This window comes from Scytonema sp. UIC 10036 (genome assembly GCF_009725235.1).
On record NZ_WJFC01000085.1, the window covers coordinates 34,893 to 53,502 of the forward strand.

At 41.0% G+C, this 18,610-nt stretch carries 12 protein-coding genes, 1 tRNA gene and 1 pseudogene; 6 read left to right on the plus strand and 8 right to left on the minus strand.

All coding sequences use genetic code 11. The features are described 5' to 3' along the window. On the plus strand, nucleotides 1-1,215 hold the full coding sequence (locus F7734_RS32265) for a glycosyltransferase family 4 protein (protein WP_155748631.1): 1,215 nt from the start codon (nucleotides 1-3) through the stop codon (nucleotides 1,213-1,215). Between the two features lie 16 nt (nucleotides 1,216-1,231). On the opposite strand, the gene F7734_RS32270 is transcribed toward F7734_RS32265, so the two are convergent. Together F7734_RS32270 and F7734_RS32275 are read right to left on the minus strand one after the other, a co-directional pair. Next, nucleotides 1,232-2,827: a PEP-CTERM sorting domain-containing protein gene (locus F7734_RS32270; protein ID WP_155748646.1), complete on the minus strand. Its 1,596-nt coding sequence runs from the start codon at nucleotides 2,825-2,827 to the stop codon at nucleotides 1,232-1,234. An 801-nt stretch (nucleotides 2,828-3,628) separates the two neighbouring features. Next, nucleotides 3,629-3,943, minus strand: coding sequence for a hypothetical protein (locus tag F7734_RS32275; protein ID WP_155748632.1), 315 nt, complete (start codon nucleotides 3,941-3,943; stop codon nucleotides 3,629-3,631). Nucleotides 3,944-4,301: 358 nt separating this feature from the next. Here F7734_RS32275 and F7734_RS32280 point away from each other — a divergent pair. Both F7734_RS32280 and F7734_RS32285 read left to right on the plus strand, forming a co-directional pair. Beyond that, nucleotides 4,302-4,373 (plus strand) — tRNA-Gln (locus tag F7734_RS32280). Nucleotides 4,374-4,852: 479 nt separating this feature from the next. Continuing rightward, entirely contained in the window at nucleotides 4,853-7,084 is a 2,232-nt protein-coding gene (locus F7734_RS32285) for a tyrosine-protein kinase family protein (RefSeq protein WP_155748633.1), read from the plus strand. Nucleotides 7,085-7,195: 111 nt separating this feature from the next. Here F7734_RS32285 and F7734_RS32290 read toward each other — a convergent pair whose 3' ends face one another. Then, complete coding sequence (locus F7734_RS32290; protein WP_155748634.1) at nucleotides 7,196-7,675, minus strand: hypothetical protein; 480 nt, start codon at nucleotides 7,673-7,675, stop codon at nucleotides 7,196-7,198. Nucleotides 7,676-8,206: 531 nt separating this feature from the next. Here F7734_RS32290 and crtA point away from each other — a divergent pair. The 3 genes from crtA (at nucleotide 8,207) to F7734_RS32305 (ending at nucleotide 11,075) form a co-directional block, all read left to right on the plus strand. Beyond that, nucleotides 8,207-9,070, plus strand: coding sequence for a cyanoexosortase A (gene crtA, locus F7734_RS32295; RefSeq protein ID WP_155748635.1), 864 nt, complete (start codon nucleotides 8,207-8,209; stop codon nucleotides 9,068-9,070). Further along, nucleotides 9,067-9,732, plus strand: coding sequence for a cyanoexosortase A system-associated protein (locus tag F7734_RS32300; RefSeq protein WP_166482288.1), 666 nt, complete (start codon nucleotides 9,067-9,069; stop codon nucleotides 9,730-9,732). Before crtA ends, F7734_RS32300 begins: the two co-directional genes overlap by 4 nt. Nucleotides 9,733-9,836: 104 nt before the next feature. After that, nucleotides 9,837-11,075 carry a hypothetical protein gene (locus F7734_RS32305; protein ID WP_155748636.1) on the plus strand — a complete coding sequence of 413 codons (1,239 nt, stop codon included), beginning with the start codon at nucleotides 9,837-9,839 and terminating at the stop codon, nucleotides 11,073-11,075. A gap of 73 nt (nucleotides 11,076-11,148) precedes the next feature. Here F7734_RS32305 and F7734_RS32310 read toward each other — a convergent pair whose 3' ends face one another. The 5 genes and pseudogenes from F7734_RS32310 to F7734_RS32330 form a co-directional block, all read right to left on the minus strand. Beyond that, nucleotides 11,149-12,291, minus strand: coding sequence for a SpoIID/LytB domain-containing protein (locus F7734_RS32310; protein WP_155748637.1), 1,143 nt, complete (start codon nucleotides 12,289-12,291; stop codon nucleotides 11,149-11,151). 161 nt (nucleotides 12,292-12,452) lie between these two features. Then, complete coding sequence (locus F7734_RS32315; RefSeq protein ID WP_155748638.1) at nucleotides 12,453-13,274, minus strand: DUF928 domain-containing protein; 822 nt, start codon at nucleotides 13,272-13,274, stop codon at nucleotides 12,453-12,455. Nucleotides 13,275-13,380: 106 nt separating this feature from the next. Continuing rightward, nucleotides 13,381-15,705, minus strand: coding sequence for a CHASE2 domain-containing protein (locus tag F7734_RS32320; RefSeq protein WP_155748639.1), 2,325 nt, complete (start codon nucleotides 15,703-15,705; stop codon nucleotides 13,381-13,383). Between the two features lie 120 nt (nucleotides 15,706-15,825). Next, a complete protein-coding gene (locus F7734_RS32325; protein ID WP_155748640.1) occupies nucleotides 15,826-16,788 on the minus strand; it encodes a DUF1822 family protein in 963 nt (320 codons plus the stop codon). A 110-nt stretch (nucleotides 16,789-16,898) separates the two neighbouring features. Continuing rightward, nucleotides 16,899-18,434, minus strand: a pseudogene (locus F7734_RS32330) (CHAT domain-containing protein); the annotation flags it as partial. Nucleotides 18,435-18,610: the final 176 nt, after the last annotated feature.

Below are 18,610 nucleotides of genomic sequence, written 5' to 3' on the forward strand. Positions count from 1 at the left end.
ATGAAAGTGCTGTTGCTACATAACCGCTACCAACTAGCAGGTGGTGAAGATGGAGTAGTACAAACTGAAAAGTCTTTGCTAGAAGCATATGGTCATCAAATATGCTTGGTAGAAGTAACTAATAAAGACATTACAAATCATTGGAGTAAAGTAACAGCTGGTATCAGCGCAATTTACTCGCATTCTGCCAAACAAAGAGTTAGCAAAGAAATTGAGCATTTTCGCCCTGATGTAGTTCACGTACATAACTTTTTTCCACTCCTGTCTCCTTCTATATATGATGCTTGTCTAGAAAATCAGTTACCTGTTGTACAAACTCTACATAACTATCGGCTTGTTTGCCCAAAAGCAATGCCTTTTCGTCAAGGTAAAATTTGTGAAGATTGCATTGGTGAGTTAATACCTTGGCAAAGCATAATGTATGGCTGTTACCGCAATTCACGTTTGCAAAGCTCTGTAGTAGCAGCTATGACTACTTGGCACCGACTGCGAGGAACTTGGCAGGAAAAAGTAGATGCTTATATTGTCTTTACTCAATTTCAAAAAGAGAAAATGCTTCTGGCTGGATTACCATCAGAAAAGATTCATATAAAACCAAATTTTGTTTTGACTCCCAAGAATTCACCCCAAAATGAACGACGCAATAACTATTTACTTTTTGTAGGTAGATTATCCGAAGAAAAGGGAATTTCATTGTTAATTGATACTTATTTAAAAAATAATTTAAGTGTCCCACTAAAAATTGTGGGTGATGGACCACTGCGCCAGGAATTACAAGACAAGCTTGAAAATACAAGCGCGGAGAAAGCAATTGAATTTTTAGGTTTTCAGGATAAGGCGACAGTACTTTCACTTATGAAGAAGGCACAACTTTTAGTATTTCCTTCTATTTGGTATGAAGGTTTTCCATTAACAATTGCTGAAGCTTTTGCTTGCGGTCTACCTGTACTGGTACCTAAACTAGGTGGTATGGCGGAAATTGTAGAAGATGGAGTAACTGGCATCCATTTTGAAGCAGGAAATTTCACAGATTTAACAGCCAAAATCCAATGGGCAATAACTCATCCTCAAATAACAGATACTATGGGGAAAAATGCTTACTGGGTATATGAAACCAAGTATACTCCTGAAGCTAATTATCAGCAGTTAATAGAAATTTACCAACAGGTGGTTAATAGAAAGCAAAATGGGGGAGTAACCCCCAAGTTTAGCTAACAGTTTCCTAACAGTATCATTTATGTTTTTTTCGGAAGCGCCGCATCATACACACACCGAAGCATAGTGCTGTTGCAGATCCAAAGATCGTGAGGGGTTCAGGAACAGTTTGAGAATTATATTTTTTATTTGCTGATGATTGCGAATTGTATGAGGAATATGGTTGACTCTGATTGGCTTCAAGATTATTGGAGATCTGCTGATTTGATGCGGAATTGTTTGCTGAAGTTGCACCAAAGTTTTTAGCGGTGCCGTTTGTTGGTGCGTAGTACGATGATGGTGAATTACCCGAACGACTAAACTGTGGATCGACAGTTACTGCACTAGAACCTACTGGCGAGAGGTTGTGAAAAAGATTTTGGTCTACACCAACTTTAGCCCCAAACCCATTGTTTCTTTGGTTTGCACTGTAGAAAATATTATTGCGTATCTGCTGATTGCTTGCTTCCCCACCTTCAAGATTGAAAAGTGAACCTGATGCATCAACATAGACTGTATTATTAACAAATCTGAAATTATTTAGTTTACCCAAGTAATTAGCAACTAAGACAGGTTCTCCTGTCTTTTCAATAAAATTATGATGCACATACAAGTTATTTCTTACTTTTCCCTTTCCAAACATTGCAAAGGGATAGGTTCCACCAACAATGTAGTTATTAGCTAACTCAATGTTGTCACTATCTACTTCTACAGCATAATAGGGGTTGCCATTTCCCTCCCATTTATTATTATGTACATAAATGCGAGTTGAACCATCAGTGACTAGGGAAACTGTACTATTAAACGTTGAATTGGAGATTTCGCAGTTGATACATTTTTGATGCCAAAGCTCTAAAGCCATTTGTGGTGTCCAACCATTTGCCCAAGCATTCCATTTATCGACCTTTATGTCTAAGTTCTCAAACTTCACGTTGTTTAAAACAGAATGGGCTCCAGTCCACGGCTTATCCTTTGGCCAAGCATCACTGATTGACGTAATTCCCGCACCGCCACGTACTCTTGTATCAATCTTTAGGTTGCGAAAGTTAAAATTGGAAAGGTTTCCCATGGCAATAGATGGAGATTGTGTACCGCCCCCACCTTCGATCCGATTGTTGAAAGAGCTATCAGTAATGTTAATGTTGGATATCTCACCGTTAGAAACTCTTTCAATATTCATGGCTTCATGACTATATCCATGAAATGCTGAATCGCGAATATTTAACTCATTGGCATCTCTAATAAACATGCCCAGTTTATATTGACGATTTTTGCCATCAAATTTAATGCCGCTAATGGTCACATCTTTAACTTTAACTACCTGAAGCTCTCCCATTATGGTGGTTGAACCCACGCCTGAACCAACAAGGTTCAATCCTGAAGGGACTGGAACCTTTCCACCAAGATCGTACTGACCGGCTCCTACATTAACAGTGTGTCCGCGATCGGCAGGGATAGATGAAAAAGCTTTTTGCAGGGTTCGCCAGGGTGAAGACTTTGTACCGTTTCCTGAATCCGATCCGTTCGCATTTACGTAGTACTCAGCAGCAAAAGCTAGCTCTGTATATCCGCAAAAGAAAAAACTTAAGGGCAATGACCAGAGAATAGAAGACCTTAATCGTATATTATTCATAAGTTTTGCACTAAATCACTCAAAATTTTCAACGTTTCAAGTACAAGTGATGCTTCGGTAGAGACCTCTTGCACTGTATTTCAACTCCGTAAGTTGGCAGCCTTGTGTTGATTCCTGATGACTCCCTTCCTGCCAGAAGATTATTTATGAGCGTAGGGTGAGTGTTGCCCACCGTTCAATGATGTGCGGCAGCCCTACCTACGTGATGGAGTGGAATTTTAGAGCGGAAAGGGATTAATTCTCAATTTCCGATCGCAAAAGCTTGAAAATCTCTATCTCTAACTCTAAGGGTAAATGCTTTGTGCTTAAAAAAATGGCATTAGTAGAGCATACGTAAATAGATACACTTAGGAATTTCTACTAAACTGAAATACTTTATACAGTTTTTGACTCTGTATAAATGGCAGCCTTTGATATTAAGCGGGCAATAGCTCTTCCAGAATAACTACGACTCAAACGGATTGTCAACTTACAGTCTTGTGCTTTGACTTAATATTTACTTCATGAAGATACTATCATAACCTTTTTGAGAATTGGTATTTATTTTGCAAATCCTTATCAAAAATCTACTGATACGGAAAATCAATTTCTTAAAAAAGGCTTTAAGATAGTAATACATGAAATTTTTGAAATATGTTTTTTTGATGCTTGAAGGAAATTCCATTATTTTAATATATTGTTGAAGCAATTCTTGTTTGAGAAGCTATTGATTTGAAGCTCGAGTCATTAGCCTCTTTTGCAATGCCATAAGAAGCACAATGTGGGTTTATTAAAGTCAGTAGTAAACTACAAGCTAGATATCTAAACCATTTTCTTAAGTAAAGCCATCCACATATCCGAAGGCTCCGAATAATAATCAATTTCTTCAACTTGATACTTCTCAATCTGAGAATCAATTTGCAAGAGAATACAATCTCCAGGTTTGACACCTTTCCCTTGTCCTGTCATGTAACCTTGGGTGAGGTTATCCATAGGTTCAAAGACGTAGTCATGTCCGCAAACCAATTGGCTGTAGTCATGAGTTTTATTTTTCTGTTGTTTAAACCAATTTCTTATAAAAGAAATTAATGTTAAAATACATACATTAAGGTTGATGCTTGACCTGGTAGAAGACATAGAAATAAATTATGAAGCTAATAACAGGACTAAATTGAAAAATAAATTTCTTTAATTTTAACGCGAGCATAATCTTAATAAGCTATACAAGTTGTTCTCAGCAGTTAGTGAATCTGCTATCGGATCTCCTGCTGCGGACTGTTTTTACAGAAAGTCGGCTTTTAACCCACTCCTTCAAGGGGTGAGATAACCGCCCTTCGGGTTCACTGCTTTGGGACATATAACCCCTGCAGCATAAGTCTTCTGCCAAAGTCTGTTTGCTCTCCAAAGGAGAAATCTCGATATTTTCTGTTTTTGCTCTGAGAAAGTACTTGACATTACCCCAGAAGTCATTGCTATAATTACTTTTGTAAATCAATGGGGCGTAGCCAAGTGGTAAGGCAGCGGGTTTTGGTCCCGCCATCCCTAGGTTCGAATCCTAGCGCCCCAGTTAACTGAATGAAAAATATTTTATAGAAATATACATGATTTCTTAGCGATGTAGTTCTGTGTATGTTAAATCTTTTCTTATTTTCGTATAAGATGAGAAACTGTTTAGGCGATTCTTCTAAATCTCATTGATAGTCGAGCAAGCAAAGTGAATAGGATATGTTAGAAGCTTATGGTTAGCATTTTAATTGTGAGTGAGTAAATTTGCCATGCGTAATGTTACTGTAGTTATAGTGCATCCCTTAACAGTGGTCATAGCATTAAGTTGAATACAGGGTAATGAGTCTATCAAGTTAAGTTATTAGGTGTGCTCGAGTTTCCTTTAATAGAATAGGAACAATTAGTTAGCCAGGGAAGACAGTGATGAACCAGGGTGGCTCGAAGCGCTTGACATTCTGATGTATCTAACTAAAAGTGCCAAGATTGAGTCGAAGCGTGAATCTACGTAAGAAATACGAGTTGTTAAGATTTACCAAGTTTATGCTGAAGTCAGAAAAATATTCTCATCCTTCGTTAGAAACTTACGCTGCTCCATTAAATCGTGCAGATGATGATGACTTGAATCTAGGCAAAGTTGGACAAGCTTTGCGACGGAGAGCACTTTTAATAATCGGTATCACTGGTGCGGTAGCAGCAGGAGCGGTGCTGAAGGCGAAGATGGAACCTCCAGTATATAAAGGAACATTTGAGATTTTAACCAAACCTGTTTCTGGAGAGGGTCGGGCAGTAGCCAATGTTCCTCAAACTTTAGGTTCTCAAGGTACAGTAACATCTCCTGAGGTAGAAGAATCAGTCGATACTACGATCGCAGTTCTGCAAAGTCGGGGGATGTTAGAACCAGTTATTAAAAAGCTTCATGATAAATATCAGAAGAAATATCCAGAAATGGATCTGAGTTACGAATCAATTCTTGAGAATTTCATTATTACACCTACAAAACAGAATATTGTGGAGATTGAATACAAAGCTCCAGAACAGGAGGTAGTGCGTGATTTCTTGAAATTAATTGCTGATGCGTATTTAGAGTACAGTCTCAAAGAACGTCAAGCAGAAATCAATCAAGCAATTGCTTTTGTTAACAAGCAAGTAAAACCAATTCGGGTACGAGTTAACAACTGGCAAGACAGATTGCGAACTATTCGACAAGTCAATAACATGGTTGAGCCAGCACAGAAATCTCAAGAAGTGTCTGGTCATATTGCTACGTTAACTCAGCAGCAATTGGAAAATCGGTCCATGCTGGAGCAGATGAGAGCTAAGTACCTGGATTTACAAAGGGAATTCGCACAAGAACCAGGGGAAGTCGCTAGTAATTCGTTACTCAGTGACAATCCTCATTACCAAAAGATACTCGATCAGCTTTTGCAAGTAAATGCCGAGATTTCCAAACGAGGTTCTGTATTTACAGATGACGAAGAAGGCATGAAGCGTCTCTACGCACAGAAGGCTGCATCAGTTGCCATTCTACAGCAGGAGCGACAAAGAGTTAATAAAGATTTTCAAAGCCGCATTCGAGAATTAGAAGCACGCGATCTCTCCTTATCTGAAAAAATAAATAACCTTAATAAATATGTAAAAAGCCTAGCAACCGTCAGTCGCGATTACGATAATATTCAGCAGGAGTTAAAAATTGCTAACGAAAATCTCAATCAATTTTTAGCCAAACAACAAGCATTGGAGATAGAGAAAGCTCAAAAGCAACAACCGTGGAAATTACTAGATCCAAAACTGACTAAAGTACAAAAACCTGACCCTGTCTCAGACAATGCCAAGATATACTTAGTTATGGGCACGGTTCTGGGGTCGTTATTAGGTGTTGGAGCAGCTTTAGTTGTGGATAAGCTAAGTAATGTCTTCTACACTGCCCAAGACCTCAAAGATTCCACCAGACTACCACTACTAGGTATAGTTCCCCTAAGAAAAGAACTTGGAGCAATGGCTTGGCAAGAGGCAGCTGGGGAAATGCAACAAGCTGCTAGAGCGTCCTTTTTTGAAGTTTTTCGCTCCCTATATACCAATATTCTTTTACTAGGTTCGGACACATCCATCCGATCGCTAGTCATTAGTTCACCAGCACCCGACGATGGAAAGACAACTGTTGCAGTACACCTGGCTTTAGCTGCAGCAGCAATGGGACATCGAGTTTTGCTAGTAGATGCTAATTTACGAACTCCTACCATACACAATCTTGTAGGATTGATGAATATTCAAGGGCTTACCGATGTGATTTCACAAGACCTAGACTGGAATAATGTGATTGAGCGATCGCCTTTAGAAGACAACCTGTTTGTCTTAACAGCTGGTCCAACTCCACCAGACCCCATCCGCTTACTTGCCTCTCAAAAGATGCAGGATTTAATGAATCAAATGCAATCGACTTTCGATTTAGTGATTTATGACACGCCACCGCTTCTGGGCTTTGCAGATGCTAATCTGCTGGCAGCCAATACCAATGGACTGGTACTGACTGCAGGGCTAGGCAAACTCAAACGAACTCTATTCCAACAATCATTAGAGGATCTCCAAGTCTCTGGTACACCGATATTAGGAGTAGTAGCTAACAAATCTAAGGATGCTAACACAGCCTCTTACAGCTACTATCAGCAATATTATAAGAAGAGTACAAGTGCTGAACGGGTTGGGGACATCACTAACTCAGACTTCAACAGTCTCCAGTCCACCTCGTCTGGAAAAAATACCAAAAAAGAGTAGATACTAGAAATATAAAAACAGGGACAGTTGCATACAATACACAATTGATTCCTGTCAATGTCAAATGGATTTCTAAGATTGTAGTTACGCTACAGCGCAACTACAACTTAACTACTTGTCTGTAGATTTTAAAGCGCGATCGAGAACTTGTCGCGCCTCCTCTGCTTTTGATCGGGCTTCCTGATAACGCAGATTAGCCTGAGCATAATTTTTGAGGACTTTAAAACCTTCCTTCAAACGCGTAATTTCCTCCTCAGTCACGGACTTATCCGAAAATAAAATATCAATTGATTTGCGAATTTCCAGCGCCTCGCCACGTGACTCCTGTACTTTCAGCTTGAGGGTAGCAAGGTTACTCAAAACTTGAACAGCTTGAGAAATTGCATCTTCATCGCTTGTAGTCTCGGTTGGTGTTTCTTTCACTTCAATCAGTTGTTGCGGACCAAACCCATCTTCTAGTTCTGTGGGTAACTTACCTTCATCCATCAGTTTCATCAACTGATCCATTGCTTTCTCACGAGATTTGGCTGAATCTTTTCCAGGAACGGTAAGAATGATTTCTGGACTTTGGGCAAGAGTGTACTGAACCATAGTAATTAGGCAGAAAATTTGCTATCTAACTAGCCAAGGGTATTAATTCTAACGCGAAACAAGCCATAAAAGCAGAAAAAAATCTAAATTTGTACTTTGTGTTGTTTTTGCCAATATTGTTAAATTTGAGTGAAGGCTAACCAAACATCATTGCTTTTTTCTAAAAGGTTAGTAACATAGTATACTAAGACGTCTTGATAATTTTACTTGAAACACCACTAGCACATTAAAACGGAAATCGGTCAGACAGCAAGCCCTACGTAGGTTTTGCAAAAAACACAAATTCAAGGTAGGTTGGGGAGCCACTCGCGTGCTCTGGTTTCCAGAGTTGAGCGATGTGGCGTTTGAGGAACGAAACCCAACATTTATCAGCATTTGTTGGGTTTTGTTCCTCAACCCAACCTACTAGTCTAAGCAATAGACTAGCTTTTCGTAGGAATTTTTGTGTAATTATTTGCAGTGCTAGCGAATTTCACTTCAGGGAAAATCTTCCATCGAAACCTCACTTGTTAATTACTCCCTTCCCAGTGCATGAAAGCTACCTACCCAATCACAATTACACAACTCAAATATCCTCAGTTTTGGTTACTAGCTATAGGAGCAGGCTTAATTGCAATTCACTTGACCGCTACTTGGAAAGCAGACAATGTTAGTCTTTTAGGTAGCAGTATTCTGTTTTGGGCAGCTATATCGTTTCTCATTTGGGAAAAACATCATAAGTTAGTATTAGAAAGTGGAATTTTCTCTAGCTTCTTTGGTCTATCACTTATTGGAATAGTACTTCTCAAAAGTGTATCTCTCACAAGTTTTGGAGTCTTTTTATTTATTTCTCCTTTTATTTGTGCTCTTGGTCTTGCCTTGCTAGCTTCTGGTTTTCTAGGATTAAAACAATATCAACAAGAATTGCTACTCCTATTTTTTCTTGGAGTCCCCAAACTCTTACCTTCATGGCTAATTGATATATCTCCACTCACAGCTAAATTTGCAGCTTTCATTCTTTGGTGTACAGGTGCTGATGTAACGCTCTCTGGGGTCACAATCTATCTTCCAACAGGCAGTGTTGAAGTTTTAGGTGGCTGTTCTGGAATAGAACTTATCTTCCATTTGTTGGGTTTAGCACTACTTTTTATCTCGATGTTACCCACTCTAAAACAACAGAAATTTGTTGTACTAATAGTAGCAGGAATTATAGGATTTTTTGTCAATGGGATGCGAGTTGTACTCATGACTGTTTTAGTAATAAAAAATAAACAACAAGCTTTTGAATACTGGCATCATGGAAATGGTTCTCTAACTTTTTCAATTATTTCAGTTATAATTCTTAGTTTATTCTGCTGGTTTTTCGTTGGGCAAAGCGCGTCAGAAAATGAAACCTCTACTAAGATAAAAAGGTGATTATCTGGAAACAATTCCGAATTCTGCTGCTAGGACTAACCTTTATCTGTATCCTTGTAGTTTTAGGGAATATCATTCTACTTTCTAAAGTAGACCAACACGATGTCGCTTATTTTGTTTTTCCAGAAGAAATTCCATTACCAACGTGGCAGTTTAGTCAAAGCTACTTCTTGCCCAATCTTAACAAAGAATATCCCGAACTTTTAGCCCAAAAGCATTACCAATATATTCAGAACAACTTGTCTTTAGATATTGAAATGTACTATCTAAAAGATCGTAATACTCCCATATCGCTCGAAAATTTGACTTTTACTTCATCACCTCCCACAGTACGCAAAAAAGAAGGAATAGGCTACTATGGTCTTGGAGTTGAGCAACAACGGGCTTATCTGAGTGCCTGTATTCATGCACAAGGTAGCAGTACATTCACAGAGGAGCAATTTGAGCAAAATCAGTACCTCTATCAGATGCAGCCCCAGCGCTTACTACCTTGGTTACTCAATCAAGAACCCCTTCAAGACAGGCGTTGTCTTTGGACACGTTTATCAATTCCCTTGAAAAACGGCTCCTCTAAAGAGGCTTACTATATCTTAGAAAAGGCTTGGTTCTCGTGGTATCAGTGGTGGCAACCTCGGTTTCCCAAACACCGATCCATGAGTTAATCCTGTCTGCAAGTTTCTTGAGTGCAACGTTTTCAAAAAGTCTAATAAAAAAGAAATCTTTATACTAGAGAAAGAAGATTATTTTTCATTGCGAGGGAAGAGCGATGGCTCCAAATCCCACCATAATGCAAACTGTAGAACAATTGGGTTATCGCGTCACCGTTGGGGACGTGGCAACTCAAGCTGGTTTAAATGTTGCAGAAGCAAATCAGGGTTTACTAGCCCTAGCTTCTGATGCTGGTGGACATCTACAAGTTTCAGAGACAGGTGATATTGTTTACCTATTTCCTAAAAACTTTAGAGTTATTTTACGTAATAAATACTTTCAATTAAGATTGCAGGAATGGTGGCAAAAAATTTGGGGAATTATTTTTTACCTGCTCCGGATTTCCTTTGGAATTTTCCTCATTGCGTCCATTGCTCTGATAACCATCTCAATTATCTTCATCATCTCTGCCGTAAACTCAGATCGCGACAGTGATGACAGGGGTAGCAGCTTTAGTTTCTTTTATTTCCCCGATCTCTTTTGGTATCTTAGCCCTGACTACGACACTCACCAACGACAAAGACGGCGAGAAAAAAGCAATCTCAACTTCTTTGAAGCTGTATTTTCGTTTTTATTTGGTGATGGTAACCCCAATGCCAACCTAGAAGAACGCCGTTGGCAAGAAATCGCTAACGTTATTCGCAACAATCAAGGTGCAATTGTTGCCGAACAGATTGCTCCTTATCTTGATGATATCGGGGAAGGTTCTGCAAAAGAGTACGAAGATTATATGATACCCGTTCTTACTCGTTTTAACGGACAACCCGCAGTCAGCCCTGAAGGAGAAATTGTCTATTACTTTCCAGAATTGCAAGTGAGTGCAGCTAAAAAGCACTATGACTCCCTATCAGACTACCTCATGGAATTTTCTTGGCGATTCAGTGCAGCCACATCAGGGCAAATTATGTTGAGTGCTGGGTTGGGAGTTGCCAATTTTGTTGGTGCGCTAGTGCTGGGAAGTTTGTTAAGAGATGGCGTAGCAGCAGCACAGTTAGGAGGATTGGTTGCCTTTGTTCAAGGAATTTACTGGCTGCTATTAGCTTACGGAACAGGTTTTCTTGTTATACCCTTAATCCGATACTTTTGGATTCAGTGGCGCAACAACAAAATCAGCAGCCGTAACCGCACTCGACAAGCTCGCGCCAGATTGTTAGCAGATCCAAACACGCAATTGCAGCAAAAAATTTCTTATGCCCGTCAATTTGCCGCAGAAAAAGTCATCGGTACTGACGATTTAGCCTACTCCACCGAAACCGACTTGTTAGAACAAGAATTTAGGGAGAATGATGAATTATGAATGATGAATTATGAATGATGAATTATGAATTATGAAACTTTCAATTCATAATTTATCATTCATCATTCATAATTTATTTCACTTGAATTGGCGCGAGAGCAACACCTCGGTAATAGTAGTTCAAAATTTGTAAGTGATTGTAACCGCGTAGTGCTAGATTATACGCTCCCCACTGGCTCATACCTATAGCATGACCAAAGCCAAGCCCTCTTAACGTAAAGCTACCGTTACCATTACTGACGGTAAAACGAGTGCTCTTGAGTTTGAGTGCTGTACGCACATCCTCACCTCTGAGTACCTTTTCACCTCGATCGCCCACAATTTTTAGAGCTTTCACACTGCCATAAGGTGAAGTACTCTCAGTGACAATTTTCTTGACATTGCCAACTTCAGGAATTTGAGCGCTAATTTCCGCAGGAGAAAAGGTTCTAACCCAATTACATTCCCTAATATTTTGGTCAAAGTCAGGAACAGCACGCAGGTATGGCTCATAGCTTCCCCACACATTTTCGACATCCTCAGTATGTCCGCCAGAACAAGCGTGAAACACAGAGAGAATTATTCTATTTTTGTGAGTCAGTACCTTCCCTGCTGTTGCATCCACAGCCGCGTAAGTGGTAGGTGATTCACTCACAACGCCTTTGTAAATTTGCCAGCGATCCGGTGTATCACCCAAATCGTAAATGGGATTGTTGCGCTGTCTTTCCCGTTCGTAAAGTGCATAAGTACGGGCTGCGATCGCTTGTGCTTTCAGCGCTTCTATTGGCCATCGGGAGTTCATCTCCCCACCAAGAACGCTGTAAAGATACTCCTCCATAGCAACCCAGTTAACCGCAGTTAACCCTTTTTGTGAAGGAACAACTAGAGTTCTACCTCGATACCAGCGATCTCCGATATAGACATACCCTTTACCTGTAGGCTCAATCCAGAATAAACTAGATCTCCATCGATCCAAAGCAACTCCCCCTGGAACAGCTTGAGCATAGTAAGAACTCAACTCAGGGAGTTGTCCTAAAGTACGACCGCTACCATCTTTTACAACTGCAGTCGTAGAACTACCGACTCTTACTTGATTAACATCCCTCTCAATGGCGATACGTAAAATCACTGATGCTTGAGCCGGAGCAACCATCGCTACCCATATCAGGATACCAAGCCACCAATGACGTACTTTAATCTGGGAAAATAAAAAAGTTGGGAACAGTTGGAATTTCATGCTGACAATACGATTTGCTTTAGTACCTTGGACGCTTGATAAGTGACGATCGTTTTCTCCACGAGGGATTCACTGCATTAAATATAGATGAATCATCCAGTACTAGCAACGTGTAGGCGGAATCTCTCGTTCCCAGGCTCAGCCTGGGAACGAGATGAGGGTCACTGTTCACTGGCTACTGTTAGCGGTTGTGTCACGAACTGAGTTAAACCAACACTCGTTAGCAATTCCTTCCAATTTTCAGCAAGCGTTGCATCGTTAGGATTTTTCTGACGCAATTGTGCCAGTGTCGTCAGTGCTTCATGCCATATTCCATTGTTGGCATAGATTGCAATTTGCTGTATTGGTTCTGCTTTTCGCAGTTGCTCTTGAATGGCTTGACTCAGATTAACTCGTTGCACCACGCCCTCAACAAAAATAGGAGTTTCTTGCCCTTCGCGATCGCAGTAAACATTCAAGAACCAGCGATATTGTTTGCCTACTGCCAGTGGAGGTAGAGGAACGCCAATAACTCCCGCTACATTTGGAAGAGAAATGGCTGTTTTGTAGATTGGAGTTGACTGGTCATCAAGCAACTCAAAATCTGCCGGATACTTAGAGCTCTTATTGTAAGGCGTGTAGAACCATAGGATGGGACGTTCTACTGACGTTAAACCCCATACATTTGTAATAGTAGGTTGTGACTCAGTAGCAGGGACGAGGGCAGTCAGTTGCAATTCTACATCTTTTGGACACCCAGTTCGTCTAGCTCCACCATAACGACGACCTCCTGGAGAGGATATACCTTTAGGAAGTTGAGGTAAAATCAGCCGAATGGGTTGTCTGCGAGGTCTTGATTTAGACTCAGGCGGGGTGAGATTAGGACGTTCTGTTGCACTTGGTCGAGCAGGTTGCGCGATCGCCCAAGTTGAGCTTACTGGTAAACTGACGCAGCCGAAGGCAACTGCCAAAATTAGTTTTCTCAAACCCGATTTTGCTATCATAACTAGTTACTTAACTGAGTTTATTTAATTAAATTTAATAAATCACTCCCCTACCCCTACCCCCTACCCCTACCCCTACCCCTACCCCTACACCCTACCCCTACCCCTATTTTTGAACTGAGGTAGCAACAACAGTCACAACTAAAGCCAAAGCAGAAGGAACAAATGGCACCCAGTATCCTTGTATTAACATACCAAAGCAAAGTATGTAGACAGAGCCAGAAACAACACCAACAAAAAGCGCCAATTTAGGCAACGAACGGACTCGCCAAGCAAAAACTCCTCCTATGGCAGACCACCCCAAGATCCACACGACTTCAACGAATGGTGATAAAACTTGCAATTGCTTGCGCCCATCCAAAACCGTGCTGATAATTTGACTTACCATATGCGCTTGTACAAACACTCCCGCCATTTGCTCATCTAACTTACTCCCATAAGGAGTTGCCCAATAATCCGGGTAATCACCTCTAGCAGCCACCCCAATTAAAACAATTTTGTCCTTAACTGCACTCGGATTAATAGGAGTAGACAGAATTTGTGTCAGCGTTACCTGCTTGGCAATAATTTTTGATGAACGATAATTCAGCAAAATTTGACCGCCATTAGTATCAATACTTTGATAACCGCCAGTGCGAGGTTGCAAACCTGGAAAAACCGTTTTGCCAAGTTGTAAATCTCCACTTGGTGTAAACTTTGGTTGAATACCTTCTGCCAATAAATAGCGGAATGCCAATTGTATACTAAAGGCAAAAGAAGCCGGACACAAAGAGATTGCCTCCGGGTCCATAAAAAGGAGATGTCGGCGCACAACTCCATCAGGATCGTGAACAAAGTCACTAAATCCCAAACGTTCTTCTGGAACTTCAGGTGGTGGTTCAATACCGTTTACAGATGTAACTCCATCACTCCCCTTACAAACCCCAACTAAATTTTCGGTTTGCTGAAGACGGGTAATTAAATTTGGGTCTTGAGCTTTAAAATCTCTGTAGAGATCCAAACCAATAGCACGGGGTTGATGTTGCTCGAGTTTTTCCAAAAGTTGGTTAAGGGAGCGATCCGAAAGAGATTTTCCATCTAAACGTTCGCCGTTACGCCGTTGTTGTGCAATATCAGCATCCTCAATAGTCACCACCAGCAAGCGATCGTCCGGTTTCTCATTAGAAATAGCAGGACGCACTGCCATCATATGGTCAAAAGCTTGAAGTTCCGGTCCTTGTAGCCATCCTAGAAACCTCAACCCGCAGACTAAGGCAGTCACCACCACAGAAGAGAACAACGCTACAGTAATCTTAGGTGAAGGTGGGGGTGGCAAAGGAAGTGGTTCTGGTTCTAAGGGTAACAATTCAACTTTGCCTGTAATCTGCTGCCAAGAAGGAGGAGCTTCTGCCAAATTTTGACAGATTGCGGGTAACCAGGTAGCACAAGGAAACTTATCTTCAAGACCTTGTAATCGTTCTCTTGCCTCTCGCACTGCTAAGTAGAACAACTCACCACTGGCAAACCCTTTTAAAAAATACTTTAAAAATTCCTGCGCTACCAAATCTGGAACGGGTTCGCGCATCACAATCATCTGGGGAATTTGCAAATCGGCTAAATCTCGCGCCAATCCCAATCCATCACAGGAGTTAAACATTGCCAGTTGTAAACCACGTTCCACAGCTTTTCGCAGAGCGTACCTGAGTTCGCTGATAGTTAGGCTATCGGTGCTATTTATATATATCCGTCCGGTGCAATCTTTCCCATGACTGGAACTATGACCTGCAAAGAAAAGAATATCCCAACTATTGCCCCAAAGCAGGTCGGTTAAGTCTTTGCGCTGCGGTTCCACCAACAAAGTGACATTTGCATCGTTAAGTTGTTGTAGTAAATTCAGGTCAGCCTCAGTATCAATCCCATGACTGTTCCCAACAATTGCTAGAATGTTAACTTTATCGTTACGTGTTTTCTTGGAGGCTACCCGCTCGTATCTGAGTGACGCTATAGCCACCTCAGCCTTTGGATAGCGCTCCAGTACGTCCCAGAGATGCCAGGGCAAACGCTTTAATTGATAATCTTCTGTTTGCAAAATAACACGCAACTCATCCGTAGGCAGCAATTTTTCCAGCCATTTCTCCCGGACGGGGCGAAACTCCTCAGATTTTAGCCACGTATTAAAACGCGATCGCAAAATATGTGCTGCATTTTGACAATCCTGAGTCACAGACACATTTGTCACTTGTACTTTGTCAGCAGACAGACGATAGCGACTGCCTATCTGTCGGTAGCTAGCTTGCCAGTGATTGTAATACAGTGGCATTTCTGCTGCCGCAGGCAATCGCCCAGTAATTTCGGTTGAGGGACGCTCACCTTCTTCACCAATCTGAAGGGTAACGGAAAATCCTTGCTCAAAGCTACCGTCAGCGAATTTTAATACGACTAATTTACACATAACACGAAAGTATTCAGCTTTGTCGTATGAAGTTATGAAGTATCAAAACAAGAATTCAGTGAAAAAGATTTTTATTCTTTATACTTCATTCTTTATCCTTTATCCTTCGTCCTTCACTCACTAAATCACAAAGTGTTCTGTGACACTAGCATCATTTAAGCCTAACTTAACGCTAAATTGTTCTCCCGGTTCACCCTTAAACTGTAATTGAATGTAATTATCTGCATTTCTAGCTTGCGATTCCAGAAAAACCGAGCCAGACTCATCTAGCACCGTTAATTGCAAACCAGGTATTAAGTAACTATTGTTACCAGTAGGATGCACCTGAAGACGAACACTCATTTGTGAGTTTGTATCTGGTCGTATTTCCACTATTAACATGACGGGTTGATTGGCAATTTGGATTCCCAAATCGATCAATTTTCCACGTTTAGTGAGTGAATCCTTTTCTTGCGTGCGGTCAACAATATCACTGTTCCGAAAAGCATAAACCGGTCTTAATTCTGGCTGATTCCATAACGATTCAAGAGTTTGCCAACCTGCATCAAAGACACCATTGAGCCATTGACTCAGATTTACCAGAGTTTTCCTTGGGCTTTGCCGCAGTTGAGCCAAATGTTCGATCAAATTTTCCAAAGGTTGAAGTTGGTTTAAAGGTAATCGTTCCGTAGCAACGCTAGGGACAAAGCCAAGTAAATTGGCATCCTCAGAAGATTCATTGATTTGAACAACAACATATCCTACCCGTTCTTCCCAAGTTTCTGGAGGAATGTAACAAATTTGCTCGAAGCGATGTACCGGACGGCACTCCAAACGACCTATTCCAGGTATTTCCAAATCAGCAATATCAGCGCATATACGTATTACACGGTTCCAAGTATCACTTTTATTTAACTGAGTGGAAATCCCCATAAACTCCAAATACTCATGCACCACCCATACACAAAGAGTATTGAGCCGAACCTGTGCAGCTTTTTCGGGAGTTGGTTGCTCGTTGGCAAACTTCTCAGCAGTTCTGCGAGCCGCCAGTGTAATAGGCACAGTCAATGGAATATCCTCTAGCTCATAGATGGTGCGCGTCATAGTTGAATCCCCAGTTAATGAGTGCTGCTAAATACTTGTCGGTCTAAATTACGGATTTTATGCAACAAAGTTGCTAAGGGCTAATAGCTAATAGCTATTAGCTATTAGCATTACAGCCAATTCCCAATTAAAACATAAGCAGACCAAAAGCTGGGTGTGTTAAAGTTCGGATGCTTCAACATTTGCACCTGAGCGCGGCGAAGAGCTTCGGCTTTTGAGATGTTGGGATTTTTGAGTTCTCGGTAAAAAGCACCAACGAACTGGGCTGTTGATTCATCATCAATTTGCCATAGAGAAGCTACTGTACTGCGTGCGCCTGCTTTGATAGCGGCTCCTGCAAGACCAAGTGCTGCTCGGTTGTCTCCGGCTGCTGTTTTACAAGCACTTAAAACGAGCAGTTGTATTGCTTCTGGTCTAACATCATCTCGTTGGCGTAATATACTACCAAATTGAGAAATGTCAATTGGTCCGTCGGAAGCCAAAATAAAAGTTTTATCAGCACGGGAACTAAACTCACCATGGGTGGCTAGATGCACGATACTGAATGGAACATTACTGACTTTGTTTTCTAAAGCTTTGCTAGTAAATTCCCCATCCACCAAGCTTGTCGTTGATACACCTGCTTGGGAAATTAAGTTTAATTCTGTTTTAATGGCAGGCAAACGTGAAAAACGATCCGAAAACTCTGGAGGTGGTTCGGTTAGCCCCGCAGTCAGAGCGTTTAGTTGTTGTCGCACGAGTGGTTTGGGTTCAAAAAGTTGTAAACCCACGCTCAGGGCAACGGCGTACTTCTCAACTAAGTACTGCTTACCATCATAAAGAACTGTTGGTGGTATGTTTCGCAAAGCTCCATCTAGTACAAAGACTAGGGTATTGACTCCACTAGTTTCTAATTCTGACTCTATGGGTTGGATTAACCAATTATAAACTTGTTGTGACTGTGCTTTGAATGCTTGAATTGCAGATGGTCTGACCAGATTTCGCCGCAACTCACTTAATGTTTTTTCCACTTCTGGTTGGGTAATTTCGCGACCGTAGACCCGAAGGGGTTTTTTGGGAATTTTAACAATGACTTGGAGTTTGTTTTCTAGAACGATTGGGTAGAGAATAGCTGCAGTTGGGTTATCTCGATCCACAACTTTATCAATCAGCACTCTCTGCCCTTGCAAACAAGCTTCCCGAAAGAAGTTATCGAGTTCTGCCAACTGTAGTGCTTCTATGCGCTGACGTGCTTTCTCTAGAATTTTTACATCGGGTTGCTCTTGTTGAGACTGTAGCAGTAATTCTACCGATTGTCTGTAGACAGGTTCTACACTGTCTCGAAAGGTAAATTGCACGTTTTGGTTAACTGCTACAAGATCGCTGCGGAGTGACTGAAGCGTATCGACAGCAGCATCATACGCGGCGATCGCTCCTTTAATATCTCCTTGTGCTTTGAGTAATCTTCCCAACTGCCATTGCCATCGGTAAGTAATCTCTGGTGCATTGCTTGTTTGTGCTAGAAACAATGCTTGCTGGGTTAGCTTTTGCGATTCCGACAACTGCTTGGTTTGTTCGTATAAACTTCCCAAACTTCCCAAAGCATAGGCTTCTGCTCGTTTGTCCCCTAAATTGCGGGCTTGTTGAACGGCGGTGGCGAGAATCTCACCAATTTTGGATTTTGGATTTGGGATTTTGGATTGATGGATTTGGGATTGATGGATTTTGGATTTGGGATTTGGGATTTGGGATTTGGGGATTTTGGATTTTTGATTTGTGATTTTTTGATTTTAGATTATAAATTGTCAAATTAAATAATCGAAAATATAAAATATAAAATCTA